Consider the following 16,129-nt stretch of genomic DNA (forward strand, 5'->3'; position numbering starts at 1 on the left):
GTCTGACAGTTGTCACATGGTAACGATAGAATCCGCCTCGTGCGGGTTTTCATGTTCCGCCAAGGCATGACAGCCCTAAAATAAGAGTAACCTATTGATTTTGCTATGGAAACTGGCGGAGAGAGCGACAGCCATATTGCTGTCTCATGTCGTCTCAATCAATGAAAATCATAAGGCAATATCAATGCTTTAATCTAAAATGGCTGTCTCGCGCCGTTGCACTCCGCATCATCCAATGCCATTATTTTTGGCGGGTAAGATGATGGGATAGAGAAATGCCGAAGATCGCGAAGGAACTTTCAGCACTAGCCGTCAAGAACTTGAAACACCCCGGATCGACCACACCGGGCAACGCTGTGTTTGCTGTCGGCGGTGTTGCCGGGCTCATGCTCCAAATCACGCCGGGCAGCGGCCGGTCATGGCTATTGCGCACAACAAACGTCAATGGCCGGCGTTGCGAAATGGGTCTTGGCGGGCATGACGTATCATTGGGCGAAGCCCGCGAGCGGGCGAGGGCGACCAAAGACAAAATCCGCAACGGCATCAATCCGCTTCAAGAGAAGCGCGAGCGTCGCAAAGCCGCGATCGAAGCCGCAAAGCGCCATCTCACATTCCGCGATGCCGTTGACAAATTCCTTGTCGACACGCTGGCGGAATTCAGGAACGAAAAGCATCGGAAGCAATGGCAATCCACGCTGGACAAGTATGCAATGCCCGTCATCGGCAATCTTGCCGTTTCCGAAGTCACCAAACATCACATGGTCGAAATCCTTAAGCCGATCTGGACGACCAAGACGGAGACGGCCACGCGTTTGCGGCAACGTTGCGAACGCGTGCTTGATTGGGCAAAGGCACACGGACACCGCGAGGGCGACAATCCGGCACAGTGGAAGGGCAATCTCAATGCCATGTTGTCCAAGCCAAGCAAGGTTGCGACAGTCGATAATCAGCCCGCCGTTCAGTTGAAAGACGCGCCCACGTGGTTCGCAGCATTGCGCAAACGCGAAGGCACGGGTGCACGGGCATTGGAATTCGCGACACTGACCGCTGCGCGATCAGGTGAAGTGCGCGGTTTGGAATGGTCGGAAATCGATTGGAACGACAAATTGTGGACAGTGCCGGCGTCGCGAATGAAAATGAAGCGCCCGCACGTTGTGGCGCTATCCGATGCGGCAATGACAATCCTAACTGCCATGAAAGAGGCCGCGACCGCCGACACAAAATATGTGTTTCCGGCGATCCGCGGCGGCATGCTCTCCGACATGACGTTGAGTGCGACCATGCGACGGATGCACGAAAACGAGATCGAGGCGGGCCGCACGGGCTGGCTCGACAAGAACTCGAAGCGTCCAGCCGTGCCCCATGGGCTGCGGTCAACGTTTTCGGATTGGGCAGGGGAGTTGTCAGATTATCCAAGAGACATGCGGGAATTTGCGCTCGCCCATGCCATCAACAGCGACGTTGAGGCCGCATATCGGCGTGAAACCATGATTGAGAAGCGCCGCGCCATGATGAGCGATTGGACCGCATTTTTGCAGGGCGGGAAAACGCCAAGCTCTATGACGTGAGCTTTGGCAACGCGGTTCGCAAAGCCGTAATCGGCGACGCAGCCGAATTGGTTGATTTGCTGCATTCGGATAGCAAACGTGCGCTGTTAGGCGATCTAGTTGAAGAACTCGCGTCACGTCCACAGGTCAAGAACGTACTCCTACGTACTTTCGGAACGCCGTGACAAGCGCACACCGACACCACCGCCATTTTCAGGGATGAACTCGATGCCGGCATTCTCAAGCGTTTTTTGGAGGAGGTATCGCGTTCCAGTTTGAGGAACAGAACGGTCGTTCTCGAAATTGCGAATGGTAACAGCACTCGCGCCGGAGCGGGCGGCGAGATCCTCTTGCGTCCATTTCAACAGCGCTCGTGCGGCGCGACATTGAGAAGAATCCATTCCGCAAACTGGTGATAACTCCCGAAAATCGCAAGCCTTTTCGGAAAACGTTGACATCTTCTTTCTAAAAACCAATAATCCTTTCGTTTTTAGAAAGCGGCCGCACCGAATGCGCGAACACTCGACGCGGCCTCACCACAACCCAGCTGTTAGGAGCTCGGATCATGGCTGATTCCGACAATAGCATGAGTGCGTTTTTCGTCACCCGGCGGCGCTTGCTGGCGGGCACGGCCACGGCCGCGGCGGCATGGCCCTTCCATGGAAAGTCTCGGGCCGCCGAACTGACGGACGGTAGCAGCGCGGCCGATCCTGCTCTTCGTCTGTGTGGGAACTGGCAAAAGATCCACGATGAGACACTGTCGTTGTGCCGCGAACAGCAGCGGTTGGAGACACACCTCGCCAGGACGATCGGCTTTCCCTGCGCCAAGGTGCGGCTTGCCGATGGTAGGGACGTGACGCTCCATTCCATCGAGAGCCTGAACGTTGCCTACTCTCCTGGGAACGAAGTCGAATGGGGCAGGGCGCTTGCGGATTTCGCGGCACACCAGGCGCGCTGGGACGCTGCTGATGCTGAGATCGGCTATACGAGAGCAGACGAACTTATCCGGCAATCGGAAACAGCCGAGAGCGCGCTTCTGGATGATCTACCGCAGACAGCGGCCACGTCCATAGAAGGCATTTTGGCCAAGCTCAAGGTCATCCTGCGTGACGGTGAGCACTGGGAACATCCAGACGATTTCCCCTGGCCGCATATCCGATCTGTGCTGGATGACCTCGCCCGCCACCATAAATATCGATCCGGCGATGATCTCGATCGATCGGGCAATCGTTAGCCGACGGACCTTATAGGCGGTGAGGATGCAGCCTGCTTCGAAGAAAGCCGGATCGGAGGCAGCCCGTCACGGCCGCTTCGCTCCAAAGTTGCCCTGCTTGAGCAAGCCATCTTGATGAGCGCGAGGCCGACCATCGTTTCTGGTTTGCCGTTTTCGCTCGCCTCGGCGCCGCTCCTGACGGACATGGCAGTAACCCTGCCGCCGTGACCGCTGCGTCTCGATGAGGGCCAGGTTTCCGCGCAGTGTGCATCACCCTCATCCAAACTTGTCATCCTCGTCTTGCGGACGCCACGAAACAGGATTGGTGATCCAGCGACTGATGTCGGATTCATGCCAGCCTGCACCGTGGATACTGATCTGGATCTGGCGTGGGAACGTGCCGTCGGCGATCTTGCGATAGATGGTGGACCGGGACAGACCTGTCCGGGAGACGACGGTTTTCAAGCGGATGATACGGTCTGGTTCGCGCATGGACGCACTGCCTCCTGCTGGTTGTTTTTGACTGCTCCTAATCAAGAGAGGGCAGACATTTGCGAGCGCGCAAGAGGGTTTTCCGCGTCATCGTACCCCGGCATAGAGACGGCGGCAGATAGGACTGTCTAGAGTCCAATGCCCCGGCCCCGCCCGAGGTCGATGCCGTGGGTGAATGCGAGTTCCGCACCAAGGCGCCGACCAGAGTCGACGCTGATGCCAAGGTCGTGCTTGCGGTTCGCGAGGATGGATTCAAGCTGCGGATCGCGCTCGAGGCTTTTGGCCATGTCACCCATCGCCGATCGCGTGGCCTTGTAGCCGGACATGTCACCCGCCTGATACTGGTGCTGGCTGGTCCGGTCGAGTTTGTGCCAACGCTCCACGAAATGGTCTGCGCGGCGGCCCGGATCGTTGTCCAGTCCGGTGCGGATTTCAGTTTCAAGCTGGAGGGCGCGGATGGCGCGGTTGATCCGTCCGCCGGCGGCCTCGGCGACAAGTTCCGGGCTTTTGACATAAGCCGCCTCGGCATCGCGCCAGCCATGGGGCCGCACCTCGTCGAAGGCTTTTCGGGCGTCAGCCAATTCGCGCAACCGCATCGGGCTGGCCTTGTTTCCTGCGCCCTCGTCGCTGAATATCGCGTCCATGGCGCGGGCATGACGCACGAGCGCATCGGTTCGGGCTTTCCGCAACGCCGCTTGCCCGTCCTCGGCGATCTCTCTGGCGGGCGCTGCGGGTTCGAGGCGCACTTCCTCTCTTTCCGGCCTGCGCATGGCGTCGAAGTCGGGCGCGCCATCTGCCGAAGGGCGCCGGCCGTCGAACATGTTGCGTAGCCTTTCAGGCACGACCTTGCGCACGATCTCTGCGACACGCTCGCGGAAGGTGATGCCGCGCCGCTCGGCATAGCTCCGCGCCGGGTCGATCCGCTCGTAATCCGACGCCATGTCCTTGGCGCGCTCCCGTGACAGCGTACGGACCAGCCGCTCCCGCGTACTGAAGTCGTCGCCGCCATAATGCAGATCCATCCCGTCTCGATGCCGCGACAGTGCGACGTAACTGCCATGCGCATCCATGCCCGGCGTGGCGAGCACATGGGCCCGGTCGACGGTCATGCCCTGCGCCTTGTGGATGGTCGCGGCATAGCCGTGGTCGATGTGCGCGAAGTCTTTCAGGTCGAAGCGAACCGACCTCCCATCGTCGACGCGAATCATCATGCTTTGTGTGCTGACTTCCTCCACGATGCCGAGCGTGCCGTTCTTGACGCCAAGCCCGCGCTCGTTGCGCAGGAACATGACCCGGTCGCCGCTGGCGAAGGCCCTTGCACCGCGTTCGACGTTCACATGAACCTCGTCGCCGAGATCGCCGGCAATGCGCATGCGCTCGCGCGCCGCCTGGTTGAGTACGCTCACTTCGTCGTTTGTGTGGGTGAGGATGATCCGGCTTGCCTCTGGATGCGCCTGCCTGTCGCGATCCCAGCGCTCGACGAGTTCACCTCGCGCTTCGTCGCGCGTTGCGGCGTGATGCACCATGCCTTCGGCCTCGTAGGCGCTGATCGCAGCGGCGATCCTGCCGGTTGCCAGATCGCGCGTGGCATCGCGTTGCCAGTTCTGGCGCTGCCGACGCACCTGGCCGATTTCGACGCCGCCATGACGCTCGTGAATGGAGCGGAATGCAGCGCCGGCCTCGATTGCCTGCAACTGCTGCGGATCGCCAACCAGCACGACTTTTGCGCCAGCGTCCGCCGCATGGGAGAGCACGCGCTCCAACTGGCGCGTGCCGACCATGCCGGCCTCATCGATCACCAGGACATCGCGCGCGGTGAGCAGATCCCTGCCCTGTCCCCAGCTATGCTCCATACTGGCGATGGTGCGTGACGGGATGCCTGATCCGCCTTCCAGATTCTCGGCGGCAATGCCCGAGAGTGCTGCACCTCGAACCTCGTAGCCCGCCGCTGCCCACGCCTGGCGCGCAACGCCCAGCATGGCGCTCTTACCCGTTCCGGCAAAGCCGACCACGACACCAAGACCACGACCGTCGGTGATGTGCGCAAGCGCATCGGTCTGCTCGCCTGACAGGATAAGCCCGCGTTGCGCAGCCCGCGCCAGTGCTGCCTCGCGATGTGCGTTGCTCACCGCATGACGCTCGTCCAAATCGATACGCTGCGCAGCGCGGTGAAGGCGCTGTTCAGTGTCGATCATCTGCCGGGTGGTGAAGCGATCTTCGCCGCGTCCGTCCTTGCCGAGTTCGACCAGATCAGGCGCGTTGCTGATGGCGGCCACCACCTCGTTGAACTGCTCCATTCCGTCGCTGTGGCGATGCGAGAACTTCGCAATGTCCTTTCGGGTGAAGGTCGATTGCTGATGGGTGATGGCATCCAGCGCCAGAGATGGATCGGCAATGATGCGCGCGCCATTGTTGCGTGATATCTCGCGATGCAGTTCGGCGCGATCGGCTTCACTGTCGCCAGCAGCAAGGCCACTGCCCTCAATGCGTTGAGCCGGTGCACCAATCTGGGTTTGCGGCTCCAGGGCGATGCCCTGCACTTCCAGACTGCGATGATCGATGCGCGCGTCGATGTCGAGTTCGGCCAGACGCTCATTGGCCAGCTCCGCCCATCGCTCGCGCCAGCGCTCAACCATCTGGGTAGCATTCCAGTCTCGAACCTTGGCGCCAAAGCCACTCTCGCCCACGGACCGCATGGTGAGCATGACATGAGCATGCGGCTTGGGGCTGCCATCCTCGGCCCTGTCCCAATGCACATTGAGATCGGCGACCATACCCTTGCCGACAAACTCGACTTGTACAAAGTCCCGCGCCAGTTCGATGCCTTGCGCCTGGGACAATTCACTCGGGAGCGCAAACTCGACTTCGCGGGCAAGCTGGGCATCCTTGCGTACCTCGAACGCCTCGATATCGTTCCACAGCCTCTCGCGGTCCCGCCAGGCCTCCGGCGCATGCTCCGGCAACATCACCTCGGAATGGACGACGCCGCGCTTGGCGGAGAAGTCATGAGTGCGTTCGATCCGTTCGTCGCGTAGTCGCGAAGCCGAACGGTAGGCCGCAGAAGCCAACGCGCTGCTGCCAGCCTTGCGGCCAATGACCTTGACGTGAAGATGAAAGATCGCCATCGCGACGGGATCATTTGCACGTCAAAGCGTACGTCGGCACGACGTATAAGCGCGCCCTCCCTCGAAAAATTCTCGGGATGGACCAGCCCGTCCCGGGCTGTCTCGGCAACCCTGAAGCCTTCCGGCAGGTGCTCGCCTATCATCCAGAGATCGACAACCGAAGGAGATAGCCATGCGCAAACCACGGGACTTCGACGCAGAACTTCACGCCCTGGAAGACAAAGCGCGAGAACTCAAAACGCGAAAGGTGCAGCAACTTGGCGAGCTGGTGATCGCCACCGGCGCCGATCAGCTCAGCAGTGACGAACTGGCCGGTGCATTGGTGGCAATCGCCGAAACGGTCGACACTGCAAAGCGCGAGGCTTGGGCCAAGCGTGGGGTGACGTTTTTCGAAAGCAGGTCCCGGCGAACTGCTTCGGCATCTCAGCGCAACCCACGCGGCGCTTCGGCGCAACCGGGCGGCCCACAATCGCCGGCAAGCGGCAATGGCTCGCAATGACATGAGGACCTGGCAGGTCGAGCGTCGCAAGCGCACACGGCAGCTCATCGAACTTGGCGGTCTCGTCCTCAAGGCAGGCATTGTCGAGCTCACCAATGACGATCGCGCTACCATCTACGGCGCGCTCCTTTGGATCGCCGCCAAGCTGCAGAGCGATGAAGCCGAACGTCCGCGAGACCTATGGGCCTCGAAGGGCAGGCATGCGTTCGATGCTGAACGGCGTGAAGAGCGGATGGGCCGGCGAACCTAGCCACAGTTGGCGCGAACAGCGGCTGGCGCGAGCCCGAACAGCAGACTTCCGCCGGTGCGCCAGCGCCGACTCCGCAGTCAAGCGCATGCGCAGGAAGCTTTCGCGATCTTCGTCGCTACCAGCGACAATCTTATGTCGCGCGAGCCTTGATTCAGATGATGAAGGCGCAAGGCTTGAATAGGCAAAGCCGTCAAAGCAGGCGTTACCCGATGAGCAAATTTCAAATGCCAGATCGTGTTCCCCTCGAAACCTCCCACGCCCGCGCATGCGATCATGCGCACTGCGTGTTGATACTCTATAGCCAGGCCAGCGGCATTGCTCTGCACAGCCGGAACTGGCGAAAAAGCGACGGAACGCTCCTCGCTTTAAATGAGATCGGGAAGGGCAATCCAGCCGATGGCACGACAGACGCGAAACTTACTCTTGTCATGTTGCGCAAGAGAGGTGGATTCTACGAAGAAACGTACTATTTGCGTCGTGGGCAGGGCAGAAAAATCAAACGTCGCTCAATTCATCCGATACAAAAAAGGGAAATCATATGACCACTGCTCTCGAGCAAGGCAACAAACTAGATACCGTGTCGATAACGGCTGACATTGTCGCGGCCTATGTATCGAACAATCCAGTACCGGTTGGCGAGTTGCCGAAACTGATCGGCGACATCCATGCCGCCCTGAATGGCATCGGCACGCCGGCGGTAGAACCTGTCGTAAAACAGGAGCCGGCAGTTTCGATCAAGAAATCGGTGACGCCCGACTTCATCATCTGTCTGGAAGACGGAAAGAAATTCAAATCGCTCAAGCGGCATCTCCAGCATTTTGGTCTGACCCCCGACCAATATCGGCAGAAGTGGAACCTGCCGTCCGACTATCCGATGGTCGCGCCGAACTACGCGGCCACCCGGTCGGCCCTGGCGAAATCAATTGGGCTCGGGCGCAAAGCGCCAGCGCCCACATCCGCCGCGGCAGAAAAACGGAAACCGGTCGCGCGTTCGGCGGCAGCGAGAACAACTGCGGCTGCAATCAAGTCGCCGGTGAAGAAGGTGCGCAAGACGACTGCCAAGGCTTGACCTGGGACATCTGACGAGAGGTGGGCGCCGGGAGCTGAATATAACGAAGCCCCGTGTTTGCGGTCGGGCTTCGTGCTTGTTGGATTACTCTGCGGTGCGGCGTGACCAGATGAGCGAGAAGTCGCCCTCGGTGTCGGTCTCGACCAGACTCGCATAAGTCGGAACGGGACAGCTGGAATCATCGAGCTTGACGGAATGGTAGTCGCGGTCCTCGCGCAAGCTCGTCTTCCATGCCGCGCCCCGAACTCGGTGGCACCAGCAAGCCGCATTGGGCCGGCCGCTACCGGCACAGTGAAGCCAGAACCTGGCAATCAGACGGCGTGCTACGCTCTTCCTCTTCTGTGGCTGACGGCCGTGGGTGCCTGCAGCACTTATTCGCAAGCGTGGGTCGCGCATTGAGCGAGTTGAAGGGGTGCCGCGGTACTTATGGAATCCGAGGGCGTCTATTGCATGCCGCACAAGTGAGTGCGCCGGGAGGGGAGGCGAGCGAAGGCCCGTCTCACCTGAGACGCCGGTAAGCCATGCTGTTGGAACAATGAGAGTGTTATTCTATAATGACCAAAAAAGATTTGCAAAATGAGCCATTATTGCAGTCATATAATCAAGAAATACTAACATCTACTGCTGAAAGTCGCGTAATCTATCTTATGGAACTTGCTAAGCGATAGGCCTCGACTGCCGGCTCGATCAGCCCGGGCTCTGGTGCAGGCGGAGCCACGGCCAGATCGTCGGGCAGATTTTCACATTGCGCCACGTGAACACGATGAAGCGCTTCAGGAACGGTATGGCCTGTGCCGCCTCGCCGGTTTCCCGCGCGCGATTCTTCGCGTCGTCAGGGATGAAGCGGTCAGCATAGACGACGGTGGTGCCGTGTTCGCCCTTGCGGACATGGCCGCCCAGCAATAGCGCCTGGCGGAAAGTCAGCCAGCCCTGGATGGGAAAGCCATGCTCGACGACCGCACCCCACAGGATCAGCACGTTGATCCCGGAATAGGCGCGGCCTGTCGCGGCATTGGCCGGCATAGCAAGGGGCGCTTGCGCCGCCGCCGTGCCCCAGGGCTGCACCCAGGGAAAGCGCCCTGCTTCCAGTTCGGCGATGATCTTGCTGGTGATATCGTCATAGAGGCTTGACCGGTCAGCGCCGGCGCGAGCGTAATGTCTGGACATCGCGGTTCTCCGCGACGGGCGCCGGAGGCCTCTCCTCCAGCTCTCAACCCGTCACGGCAAACTGGTCCGTACTCTCACTATAGACGGCGTTGCGGGGGCCTCCCGCAGAAGAGGGACGCTCTCGAATTTTGGGCAAAGGCGGTCCGCGCCAAATGCTTATTCCTACCGGACTGCGTGGCGGATGCGCTCGGTAAGCGTTTGTTCGACGTCGAAATAGCCTTCCCAGGCTTCCGGCAGCTGAGCCCGCGCGGCGGCGGCGAAAACATCGAAACCGTTGGCGCTTTCGCAGGAGGGCAACTCCTCCCAGCTGACGGGCACCGCACACCCCGCCCCCTCGCGTGCCCGAGTGGACCAGGGACAGATTGCAGTGGATCCCTGGCCGTTGCGTAGGTAATCGAGAAACATCCGGCCCTTGCGCTTGGCCTTGCTCATGTTGGCGACGAAGCGCGACGGATCTGTACGGGCCAGCAGTTCGGCGAAGTCTTGGCAGAAGCTCTTGACCTCGTCCCAGTCTGCCTCCGGGACGAGCGGCACGACCACATGAACGCCCTTGCCGCCGGACAGCAACGGCCACGACTGCAGTCCAAGCGCTTCCAGGATGCCCCGAACGTCGAGGGCTGCCTGCTTGACGGCAGTGAAGCCCAAGCCCTCGTCGGGGTCGATGTCGAAGATCATGCGGTGTGGCAGATCCGGCTGCTGGCGCAGGCTTCCCCAGATGTGGAATTCGAGCACGTTCATCTGGACGCCTGCGATCAGCCCAGCCAGGTCATCGATCCACAAGATCCGGCTTTCCTTCCCAGACATCTTCTCCAACTGGCCGTCATGGATGGCCTTGGGCATGCCTGGCAGTCTGTGTTTCTGAAAAAAGGTCTGTTGCAGGTCGCCGTCGGTATCGCGCACCAGCGACAGCGGCCGATCCTGTATGTGCGGCAGCATCTTCTCGGCGACCACGGCGTAGTAGGCGGCAAGCGTGGCCTTGGTCACCTTGGTCCCGGGATACATGACCTTGTCCGGATGCGTCAGCTTGACGCCGACAGCAACGGCGATCTCCTTGCCGATTCCCGGATCGAGATTGGGGGAGCCAAGAGTTGCCGGCGCCTTCGGCATTTCCATCACTACCTGGTCGGCTCGCTTATCTTCGCGCATGCCCTCAAAGCTTGGATGTCGCAAGCTGCCGTCCGGTGTCACTTCGGCATAGGTGACTTCGGCGACAAGCTCGGGCTTCACCCACCGGGCACGGCGGGCAATGTCTCTCGGAACGGAGGCGAAAGCCGGTTTCTCAAGATGGCGTTTCTCGAGCTTCGCGAGGATGTCCTTGCGCATAGCTGCGGTGAACCCAGTGCCGACGCGGCCGCGATAGATGAGCTTGCCATTGTCGTAAGTGCCGAGGATCAGCGAGGCCATGCCATGTCCTGTGTCACTTGGGCGATAGCCGCCGACAACGAATTCCTGTCGCTTCGTGCACTTGATCTTGAGCCAACTCCCGGTGCGGTCGCCGACGTAGGAGCTGTCGGCGCGCTTGGCGATAACGCCTTCGTGGCCGCCCGCGCACATGGCGTCGAACACCCTTTTGCCCTGGTCGAGGATGTGGCTGGAGAATTGCAGGCTGTCTTCAGGGCGGCGCGACCCTAGCAGGGACTCAAGTCGCTCCTTGCGCTCAAGGAGCGGCTGGTTCGACAGATCTTCGCCATCGAATTCAAGCAGATCAAAGGCATAGAATTTGAGCGGCATACCCGCGGCAATGCCGGTTTTCAGCATGGAGAAGTTCGTGCGGCCCTGGCTGTCGATGGCGACGATCTCACCGTCGATCAGCACCGCGCCCTTGGTCAGTCTCCGAAGCGGCGGCAGGATGACCTTGAACTGTCGGGTCCAGTCGTGGCCATTGCGGGTATAGACGACGACGTTCGAGCCGGAGATGGCGACTTGGGCACGATAGCCGTCGAACTTCATCTCGAAGAGCCAATCCCCGCCGACCGGTATGTGGTCTGTCAATGTGCAGAGCTGGAAGGACCGAAATCCCGGCAGCGGATATCTAGGGATAGATTCCGAGTCTCGGTGCCGTGTGCGCCTTTTGCTTATGCCGAGGGTGCCATCTACAGCCGACATGCGGAACTCGGATACATAGTCCGATTCAATACCCTGCCTGGGATTCGGTTCCATGTCCAAGCATCTCCGCGCCGGCGACCGTCGGCGCTCTAAGGAAGAACGGCGTATACGCCGCAGTCCTGCGCGCGTCCGCACCGCGGATCATTGTCGCACGTAGGACGGAGGAAATTCGCCCCCGCCGCGGGCGGTGAACGGGCCAGCCGTAGGAGCGTCAGCATAGCGCCGGCCGCAGGACGGGATGCGGGACCGACTGTCCCCGCCCGCGGTGGTCCGCATGTTTTGCGTCGAAGCCGACCGGCGGAGACCGCTCGCATTCCCGGTTCTCGACAGTCCGGCCGCTGATCGGCGACGATGCGATAGGATTGTCCAACCAGTGCCGAGTGGGCCTGGACGAATTCGATGAGGTCTTGCATCCGTTCGCCCCTCAATTGCGTGGCAGCTTGTGAATTTCCAGCCTGACAGGCCCTCCCCTGTCACAACTCGTGCAGAAGAGCGCTCGCTCGACCGAACTGAACAGAGCGCCTTTTCCATAGCGTTCGATGAGCCCGGCAGGCTTTACCGTCGCATGGTGCGAACAGGATCTGCACCAGGCCCGCAACACATGCCATTCGCGAAGATCGCCGAGCGCCACGTCGAGGCCCGCATGAACGCTACCATCAATGATGGCCTGCGGTGGGATCTTGACCTCGCCTGGTGTCAGGATTTTCTCCATCACATGCCGACTGTTGTAGTGGATCAGCAACATGCCTGGCCGGCGCCGGATGGCAGCTTGCCAGGCTGCCTGACTCACCGTTGAATCGGGGGAACGCGAAATGGTTTCGGATAGGGCCTGCTCCTCTCGATCCCATACCTCGATCCGAAAATTGTCTTCCGCTGTTTTTGCCATAGCTTCGCCGGCCAGCGCGATTGACGCCGAGCCATGGTCCTTTTCTGCTTCAGATCACGCTGAAATAAGGAACATATTCCTCCCCCGTCAAGGGGCATGCTTGACTCTTTGTTCTCTTTTTGTTCACTATTGGCGGAAATGGCCATAGGAGGCAGAGGCGGCATTGCTCTATGTCAGTCGCAACTGCTTGCTGCCGACTGCACTGGTAGCTTCGGTGGTTAAGAGGATTCCGATTGGATCAGGCTTTCTAGCAGATCAAGCAGCCGGTCCTGCTGCTGGGCACCGTAGCGTTGCTCGATCGCCTCATAGATCGCGGCACGCTCAGGCGACAGGTCCTCGATCAGTGCCAGCCCGGCCGGACTGATGGCGATCAGTGCCCGACGCCCATCATCCTTTACCCTGTTGCGGGTGATGAACTGCCGCTCCTCCATCGCCTTGATGATGCGGGTCAAGCTAGGCGGCAAGATCGAGGCTCGATTGGCGAGTTCGGTTGCTTCGAGCGGCCCGGTTTCGGCAAGCACCCGCAGCACGCGCCATTGCTGCTCGGTGATGTCGTGTCGGGCAAGCATCGGTCGAAAGTGCGCCATGATCACTTCACGGGCACGAAGCAGGGCCATTGGCAGGGAGCGTTTGGTTTCCGTTATTCGCAAGGAAGACTCCACGAAGGCGCGCATGAGCCCATTGGCAATCACCCGCGAACTCACAGCCAAGTTAGGATGTCGAGCGCACGGGAAAGGATGTTGACCCAACTGCAAAGCAATTGACAATACATCAACAAAATGTAATACGCACGTTAATTAAAGACAGCGTATATGTCCGACTGGAGCGACAGCTTGCCGCACATGGTGATCGACTATTCGGCGAATCTCGACGCCAGGGTCGACATGACGGAGCTCTGCGCTTTGGTCTCGCGGACAATCCTCGAAACCGGTCTGTTCGAGCCGGGCGCGGTCAGGGTGCGCGCCTTTCGCGCTGATGCTTATGCCATCGCCGACCGTCTGCCCGAGAACGGTTTCATCGACCTGAACTTCCGCATCGGCAAGGGCCGCACTGACGAAGAGAAGAAACGCACCGGCGAAGCGATCTTCGCGGCAGTGTCCGAGCATCTCGCTTCATTGTTCACGACGCCGCATTTCGCGCTGTCGCTGGAGATCCGCGAGATCGACGCCGAACTGAGCTGGAAGAAGAATGCCATCCACCCGCGCCTGCGAGGCAAGTGACAGGGCGTGGCAAGTGACAGGAAAGACCTCATGGCTCTAGACGACAATCTGAAGAAGGCCGAGGCCTATCTCGACCGCTTCAAAAAGGGCGGCGTGCTCAACCAGATCGGCGGCGAGGCGGTACCCGCTGCCGACGGCTCGATCTATGAGACGATCTCGCCGATCGACCTGAAGCCGATCGCCACCGTTGCGCGCGGCAAGGCAGCCGATATCGACCGCGCCGCCAAGGCGGCGAAGGCGGCCTTTCGCGACTGGGCGGCGCTTGCCGGCGACGCCCGCAAGAAACTCCTGCACAAGATTGCCGACGCCATCGTCGCACGCGCCGAGGAGATCGCCTTTGTCGAGTGCATGGACACCGGCCAGTCGCTGAAGTTCATGGCCAAGGCAGCGTTGCGTGGTGCCGAGAACTTCCGCTTCTACGCAGATCGCGCGCCCGAAGCGCGCGATGGCCGCACGATCCGCGCGCCGAACCAGGTCAACATGACCACGCGCGTGCCGATCGGCCCGGTCGGCGTCATCACGCCATGGAATACGCCCTTCATGCTTTCGACGTGGAAGATCGCGCCGGCACTCGCCGCTGGCTGCACCATCGTCCACAAGCCGGCGGAACTGTCACCACTGACGGCGCGGCTGCTGGTCGAGATCGCCGAGCAAGCCGGCCTGCCCAAGGGCGTCTGGAACCTCGTCAACGGTTTTGGCGAGGATGCCGGCAAGGCGCTGACCGAACACCCTGACATCAAGGCGATCGGCTTCGTCGGCGAAAGCCGCACCGGCTCGATGATCATGAAGCAAGGCGCCGATACGCTGAAGCGCGTGCATTTCGAGCTTGGCGGCAAGAACCCGGTCATCGTCTTTGCCGACGCCGATCTGGAGCGCGCCGCCGACGCCGCCGTCTTCATGATCTACTCGCTGAACGGCGAGCGCTGCACCTCGTCTTCGCGCCTGCTGGTCGAGGAAAGCGTCTATGACAAGTTCACCGCGCTGGTGGCGGAGAAGGCAAGGCGCATCAAGATAGGCCATCCGCTCGACCCGGAAACCGTGGTCGGTCCGCTGATCCATCCGGTGCATGAGGAAAAGGTGTTGTCCTATATCGAGATCGGCAAGTCGGAAGGCGCCATCGTCGCTGCCGGCGGCGGCAAGTTCGATGGTCCTGGCGGCGGCTGCTATGTCAGCCCGACGCTGTTCACCGGCGCCAACAACCGCATGCGTATCGCCCAGGAAGAGATTTTTGGACCGGTGCTGACCGCCATCCCGTTCAAGGACGAGGCCGAGGCGCTGGCGCTGGCCAACGACACGCAGTACGGCCTGACCGGCTATCTCTGGACCTCGGACGTCACCCGCGCCTTCCGCTTCACCGACGCGCTCGACGCCGGCATGATCTGGGTCAACTCAGAAAATGTGCGCCATCTGCCGACGCCGTTCGGCGGCGTCAAGAGTTCGGGCATCGGTCGCGACGGCGGTGACTGGTCGTTCGATTTCTACATGGAAACCAAGAACATCGCGTTCGCGACCGCGCCACACTCGATCCAGAAGCTCGGCGGCTGACCGGAGACATCAAGATGCCCTTGCCCACACCCAACCTCTACCCGGCCTTCAACATCGTGCGGCTGAGCCATGTCGAACTGGCAGTGACCGACCTCGCAAAATCACGCGCCTTCTATGTCGACACGCTCGGCCTGCAGGTGACCGACGAGAGCAAGGACGCGATCTATCTGCGCGCGCTGGAAGAGCGCGGCCACCATTGCATCGTGCTGCGGAAGGCTGCCAAGCCGGAAGCCCGCGACCTCGGCTTCAAGCTGTTCTCCGACGAGGATCTCGACAAGGCCGAGCACTTCTTGAGAGGCAAAGGCCTGCCGGTGGAATGGGTCGAGCGGCCGTACCAGTCACGGACCTTCCGCACCCGCGACCCGCACGGCATTCCGCTGGAGTTCTACTCGAAGATGGAGCGGCTGCCGCCGATTCACCAGAAATACGCGCTCTACAAGGGCGTCAAGCCGTTGCGCATCGACCACTTCAACTGCTTCTCGCCCAACGTCGATGAATCGGTGGCGTTCTACAACGAGCTCGGCTTTCGTGTCACCGAGTACACCGAGGATGCCAGCAGTGGAAAACTGTGGGCGGCGTGGACGCACCGCAAGGGTGGCGTCCACGACATCGCCTTCACCAACGGTGTCGGACCGCGCCTGCACCACCTCGCCTTCTGGGTGCCGACCCCGCTCAACATCATCGATCTGCTCGACCTGATGGCGACGACCGGCTACCTCGCAAACATCGAGCGCGGTCCCGGCCGGCACGGCATTTCCAACGCCTTCTTCCTCTACATCCGCGATCCCGACAATCACCGCATCGAGATCTATTGTTCGGACTACCAGACGGTCGATCCCGATCTGGAGCCGATCAAGTGGGACCTCAAGGATCCGCAGCGGCAGACGCTGTGGGGCGCTCCGGCGCCCAAAAGCTGGTTCGAGGAAGGCAGCGTCTTTGCCGGTATCGAGCCGCGCCAGCCCGATCTCTCTGCCTCGCCGATCATCGCGCCATGACGATGGCTGGAACAG

Annotated in this window: 15 protein-coding genes and 2 pseudogenes; 9 read left to right on the forward strand and 8 right to left on the reverse strand. The window is 60.7% G+C overall.

What is annotated here, in order from left to right; translation table 11 throughout:
* Nucleotides 1–275: 275 nt before the first annotated feature.
* Entirely contained in the window at nt 276–1,568 is a 1,293-nt protein-coding gene (locus EJ076_RS30925; protein ID WP_126070410.1) for a site-specific integrase, read from the forward strand.
* A gap of 140 nt (nt 1,569–1,708) precedes the next feature.
* On the opposite strand, the gene EJ076_RS30930 is transcribed toward EJ076_RS30925, so the two are convergent.
* A complete protein-coding gene (locus EJ076_RS30930; protein ID WP_224689369.1) occupies nt 1,709–2,005 on the reverse strand; it encodes a helix-turn-helix transcriptional regulator in 297 nt (98 codons plus the stop codon).
* Nucleotides 2,006–2,112: 107 nt separating this feature from the next.
* Between EJ076_RS30930 and EJ076_RS30935 the strand changes: the two genes are divergently transcribed.
* On the forward strand, nt 2,113–2,781 hold the full coding sequence (locus EJ076_RS30935; protein WP_109659124.1) for a hypothetical protein: 669 nt from the start codon (nt 2,113–2,115) through the stop codon (nt 2,779–2,781).
* A gap of 255 nt (nt 2,782–3,036) precedes the next feature.
* Here EJ076_RS30935 and EJ076_RS30940 read toward each other — a convergent pair whose 3' ends face one another.
* Nucleotides 3,037–3,252 carry an AlpA family phage regulatory protein gene (locus tag EJ076_RS30940; protein ID WP_109659122.1) on the reverse strand — a complete coding sequence of 72 codons (216 nt, stop codon included), beginning with the start codon at nt 3,250–3,252 and terminating at the stop codon, nt 3,037–3,039.
* Nucleotides 3,253–3,380: 128 nt separating this feature from the next.
* Entirely contained in the window at nt 3,381–6,377 is a 2,997-nt protein-coding gene (gene traA / locus EJ076_RS30945; RefSeq protein WP_126070411.1) for a Ti-type conjugative transfer relaxase TraA, read from the reverse strand.
* A 172-nt stretch (nt 6,378–6,549) separates the two neighbouring features.
* On the opposite strand from traA, the gene EJ076_RS30950 reads away from it, so the two are divergent.
* From EJ076_RS30950 to EJ076_RS30965, 4 genes and pseudogenes are all read left to right on the forward strand, one after another.
* Complete coding sequence (locus EJ076_RS30950) at nt 6,550–6,876, forward strand: conjugal transfer protein TraD (RefSeq protein WP_109659117.1); 327 nt, start codon at nt 6,550–6,552, stop codon at nt 6,874–6,876.
* Nucleotides 6,863–7,126 (forward strand): conjugal transfer protein TraD, encoded by a 264-nt coding sequence (locus tag EJ076_RS30955; protein ID WP_245462920.1) that lies wholly within the window; start codon nt 6,863–6,865, stop codon nt 7,124–7,126. The genes EJ076_RS30950 and EJ076_RS30955 overlap by 14 nt, the downstream gene beginning before the upstream one ends.
* 209 nt (nt 7,127–7,335) lie before the next feature.
* Complete coding sequence (locus EJ076_RS30960) at nt 7,336–7,668, forward strand: hypothetical protein (RefSeq protein WP_126070412.1); 333 nt, start codon at nt 7,336–7,338, stop codon at nt 7,666–7,668.
* A pseudogene (locus EJ076_RS30965) lies at nt 7,665–8,066 on the forward strand (MucR family transcriptional regulator); the annotation flags it as partial. The gene EJ076_RS30960 and the pseudogene EJ076_RS30965, both read left to right, overlap by 4 nt.
* 213 nt (nt 8,067–8,279) lie before the next feature.
* On the opposite strand, the gene EJ076_RS30970 reads toward EJ076_RS30965, so the two are convergent.
* The 5 genes and pseudogenes from EJ076_RS30970 to hpaR all read right to left on the reverse strand — a co-directional run bounded on the left by EJ076_RS30970 (nt 8,280) and on the right by hpaR (nt 13,028).
* Nucleotides 8,280–8,591, reverse strand: a complete 312-nt coding sequence (locus EJ076_RS30970; protein ID WP_109659107.1) for a DUF736 family protein — start codon at nt 8,589–8,591, stop codon at nt 8,280–8,282.
* 271 nt (nt 8,592–8,862) lie between these two features.
* A pseudogene (locus EJ076_RS30975) lies at nt 8,863–9,362 on the reverse strand (ArdC-like ssDNA-binding domain-containing protein); the annotation flags it as partial.
* A 162-nt stretch (nt 9,363–9,524) separates the two neighbouring features.
* Nucleotides 9,525–11,603 (reverse strand): DNA ligase D, encoded by a 2,079-nt coding sequence (gene ligD / locus EJ076_RS30980; protein ID WP_245462921.1) that lies wholly within the window; start codon nt 11,601–11,603, stop codon nt 9,525–9,527.
* A 289-nt stretch (nt 11,604–11,892) separates the two neighbouring features.
* Nucleotides 11,893–12,354 (reverse strand): hypothetical protein, encoded by a 462-nt coding sequence (locus EJ076_RS30985; protein ID WP_126070413.1) that lies wholly within the window; start codon nt 12,352–12,354, stop codon nt 11,893–11,895.
* 218 nt (nt 12,355–12,572) lie between these two features.
* Nucleotides 12,573–13,028 carry a homoprotocatechuate degradation operon regulator HpaR gene (gene hpaR, locus EJ076_RS30990; protein ID WP_126070414.1) on the reverse strand — a complete coding sequence of 152 codons (456 nt, stop codon included), beginning with the start codon at nt 13,026–13,028 and terminating at the stop codon, nt 12,573–12,575.
* A 159-nt stretch (nt 13,029–13,187) separates the two neighbouring features.
* Here hpaR and EJ076_RS30995 point away from each other — a divergent pair, with 159 nt between their 5' ends.
* The 3 genes from EJ076_RS30995 to hpaD are packed head-to-tail and all read left to right on the forward strand — an operon-like array spanning nt 13,188 to nt 16,114.
* Entirely contained in the window at nt 13,188–13,574 is a 387-nt protein-coding gene (locus tag EJ076_RS30995) for a 5-carboxymethyl-2-hydroxymuconate Delta-isomerase (protein WP_126071183.1), read from the forward strand.
* Nucleotides 13,575–13,604: 30 nt separating this feature from the next.
* Entirely contained in the window at nt 13,605–15,119 is a 1,515-nt protein-coding gene (hpaE, locus tag EJ076_RS31000; RefSeq protein ID WP_126070415.1) for a 5-carboxymethyl-2-hydroxymuconate semialdehyde dehydrogenase, read from the forward strand.
* A 14-nt stretch (nt 15,120–15,133) separates the two neighbouring features.
* Nucleotides 15,134–16,114: a 3,4-dihydroxyphenylacetate 2,3-dioxygenase gene (hpaD, locus tag EJ076_RS31005; RefSeq protein ID WP_126070416.1), complete on the forward strand. Its 981-nt coding sequence runs from the start codon at nt 15,134–15,136 to the stop codon at nt 16,112–16,114.
* The last annotated feature ends 15 nt before the right edge of the window (nt 16,115–16,129 follow it).

Origin of the sequence: Mesorhizobium sp. M7D.F.Ca.US.005.01.1.1, assembly GCF_003952545.1 — a bacterium.
Classification (GTDB): domain Bacteria; phylum Pseudomonadota; class Alphaproteobacteria; order Rhizobiales; family Rhizobiaceae; genus Mesorhizobium; species Mesorhizobium loti.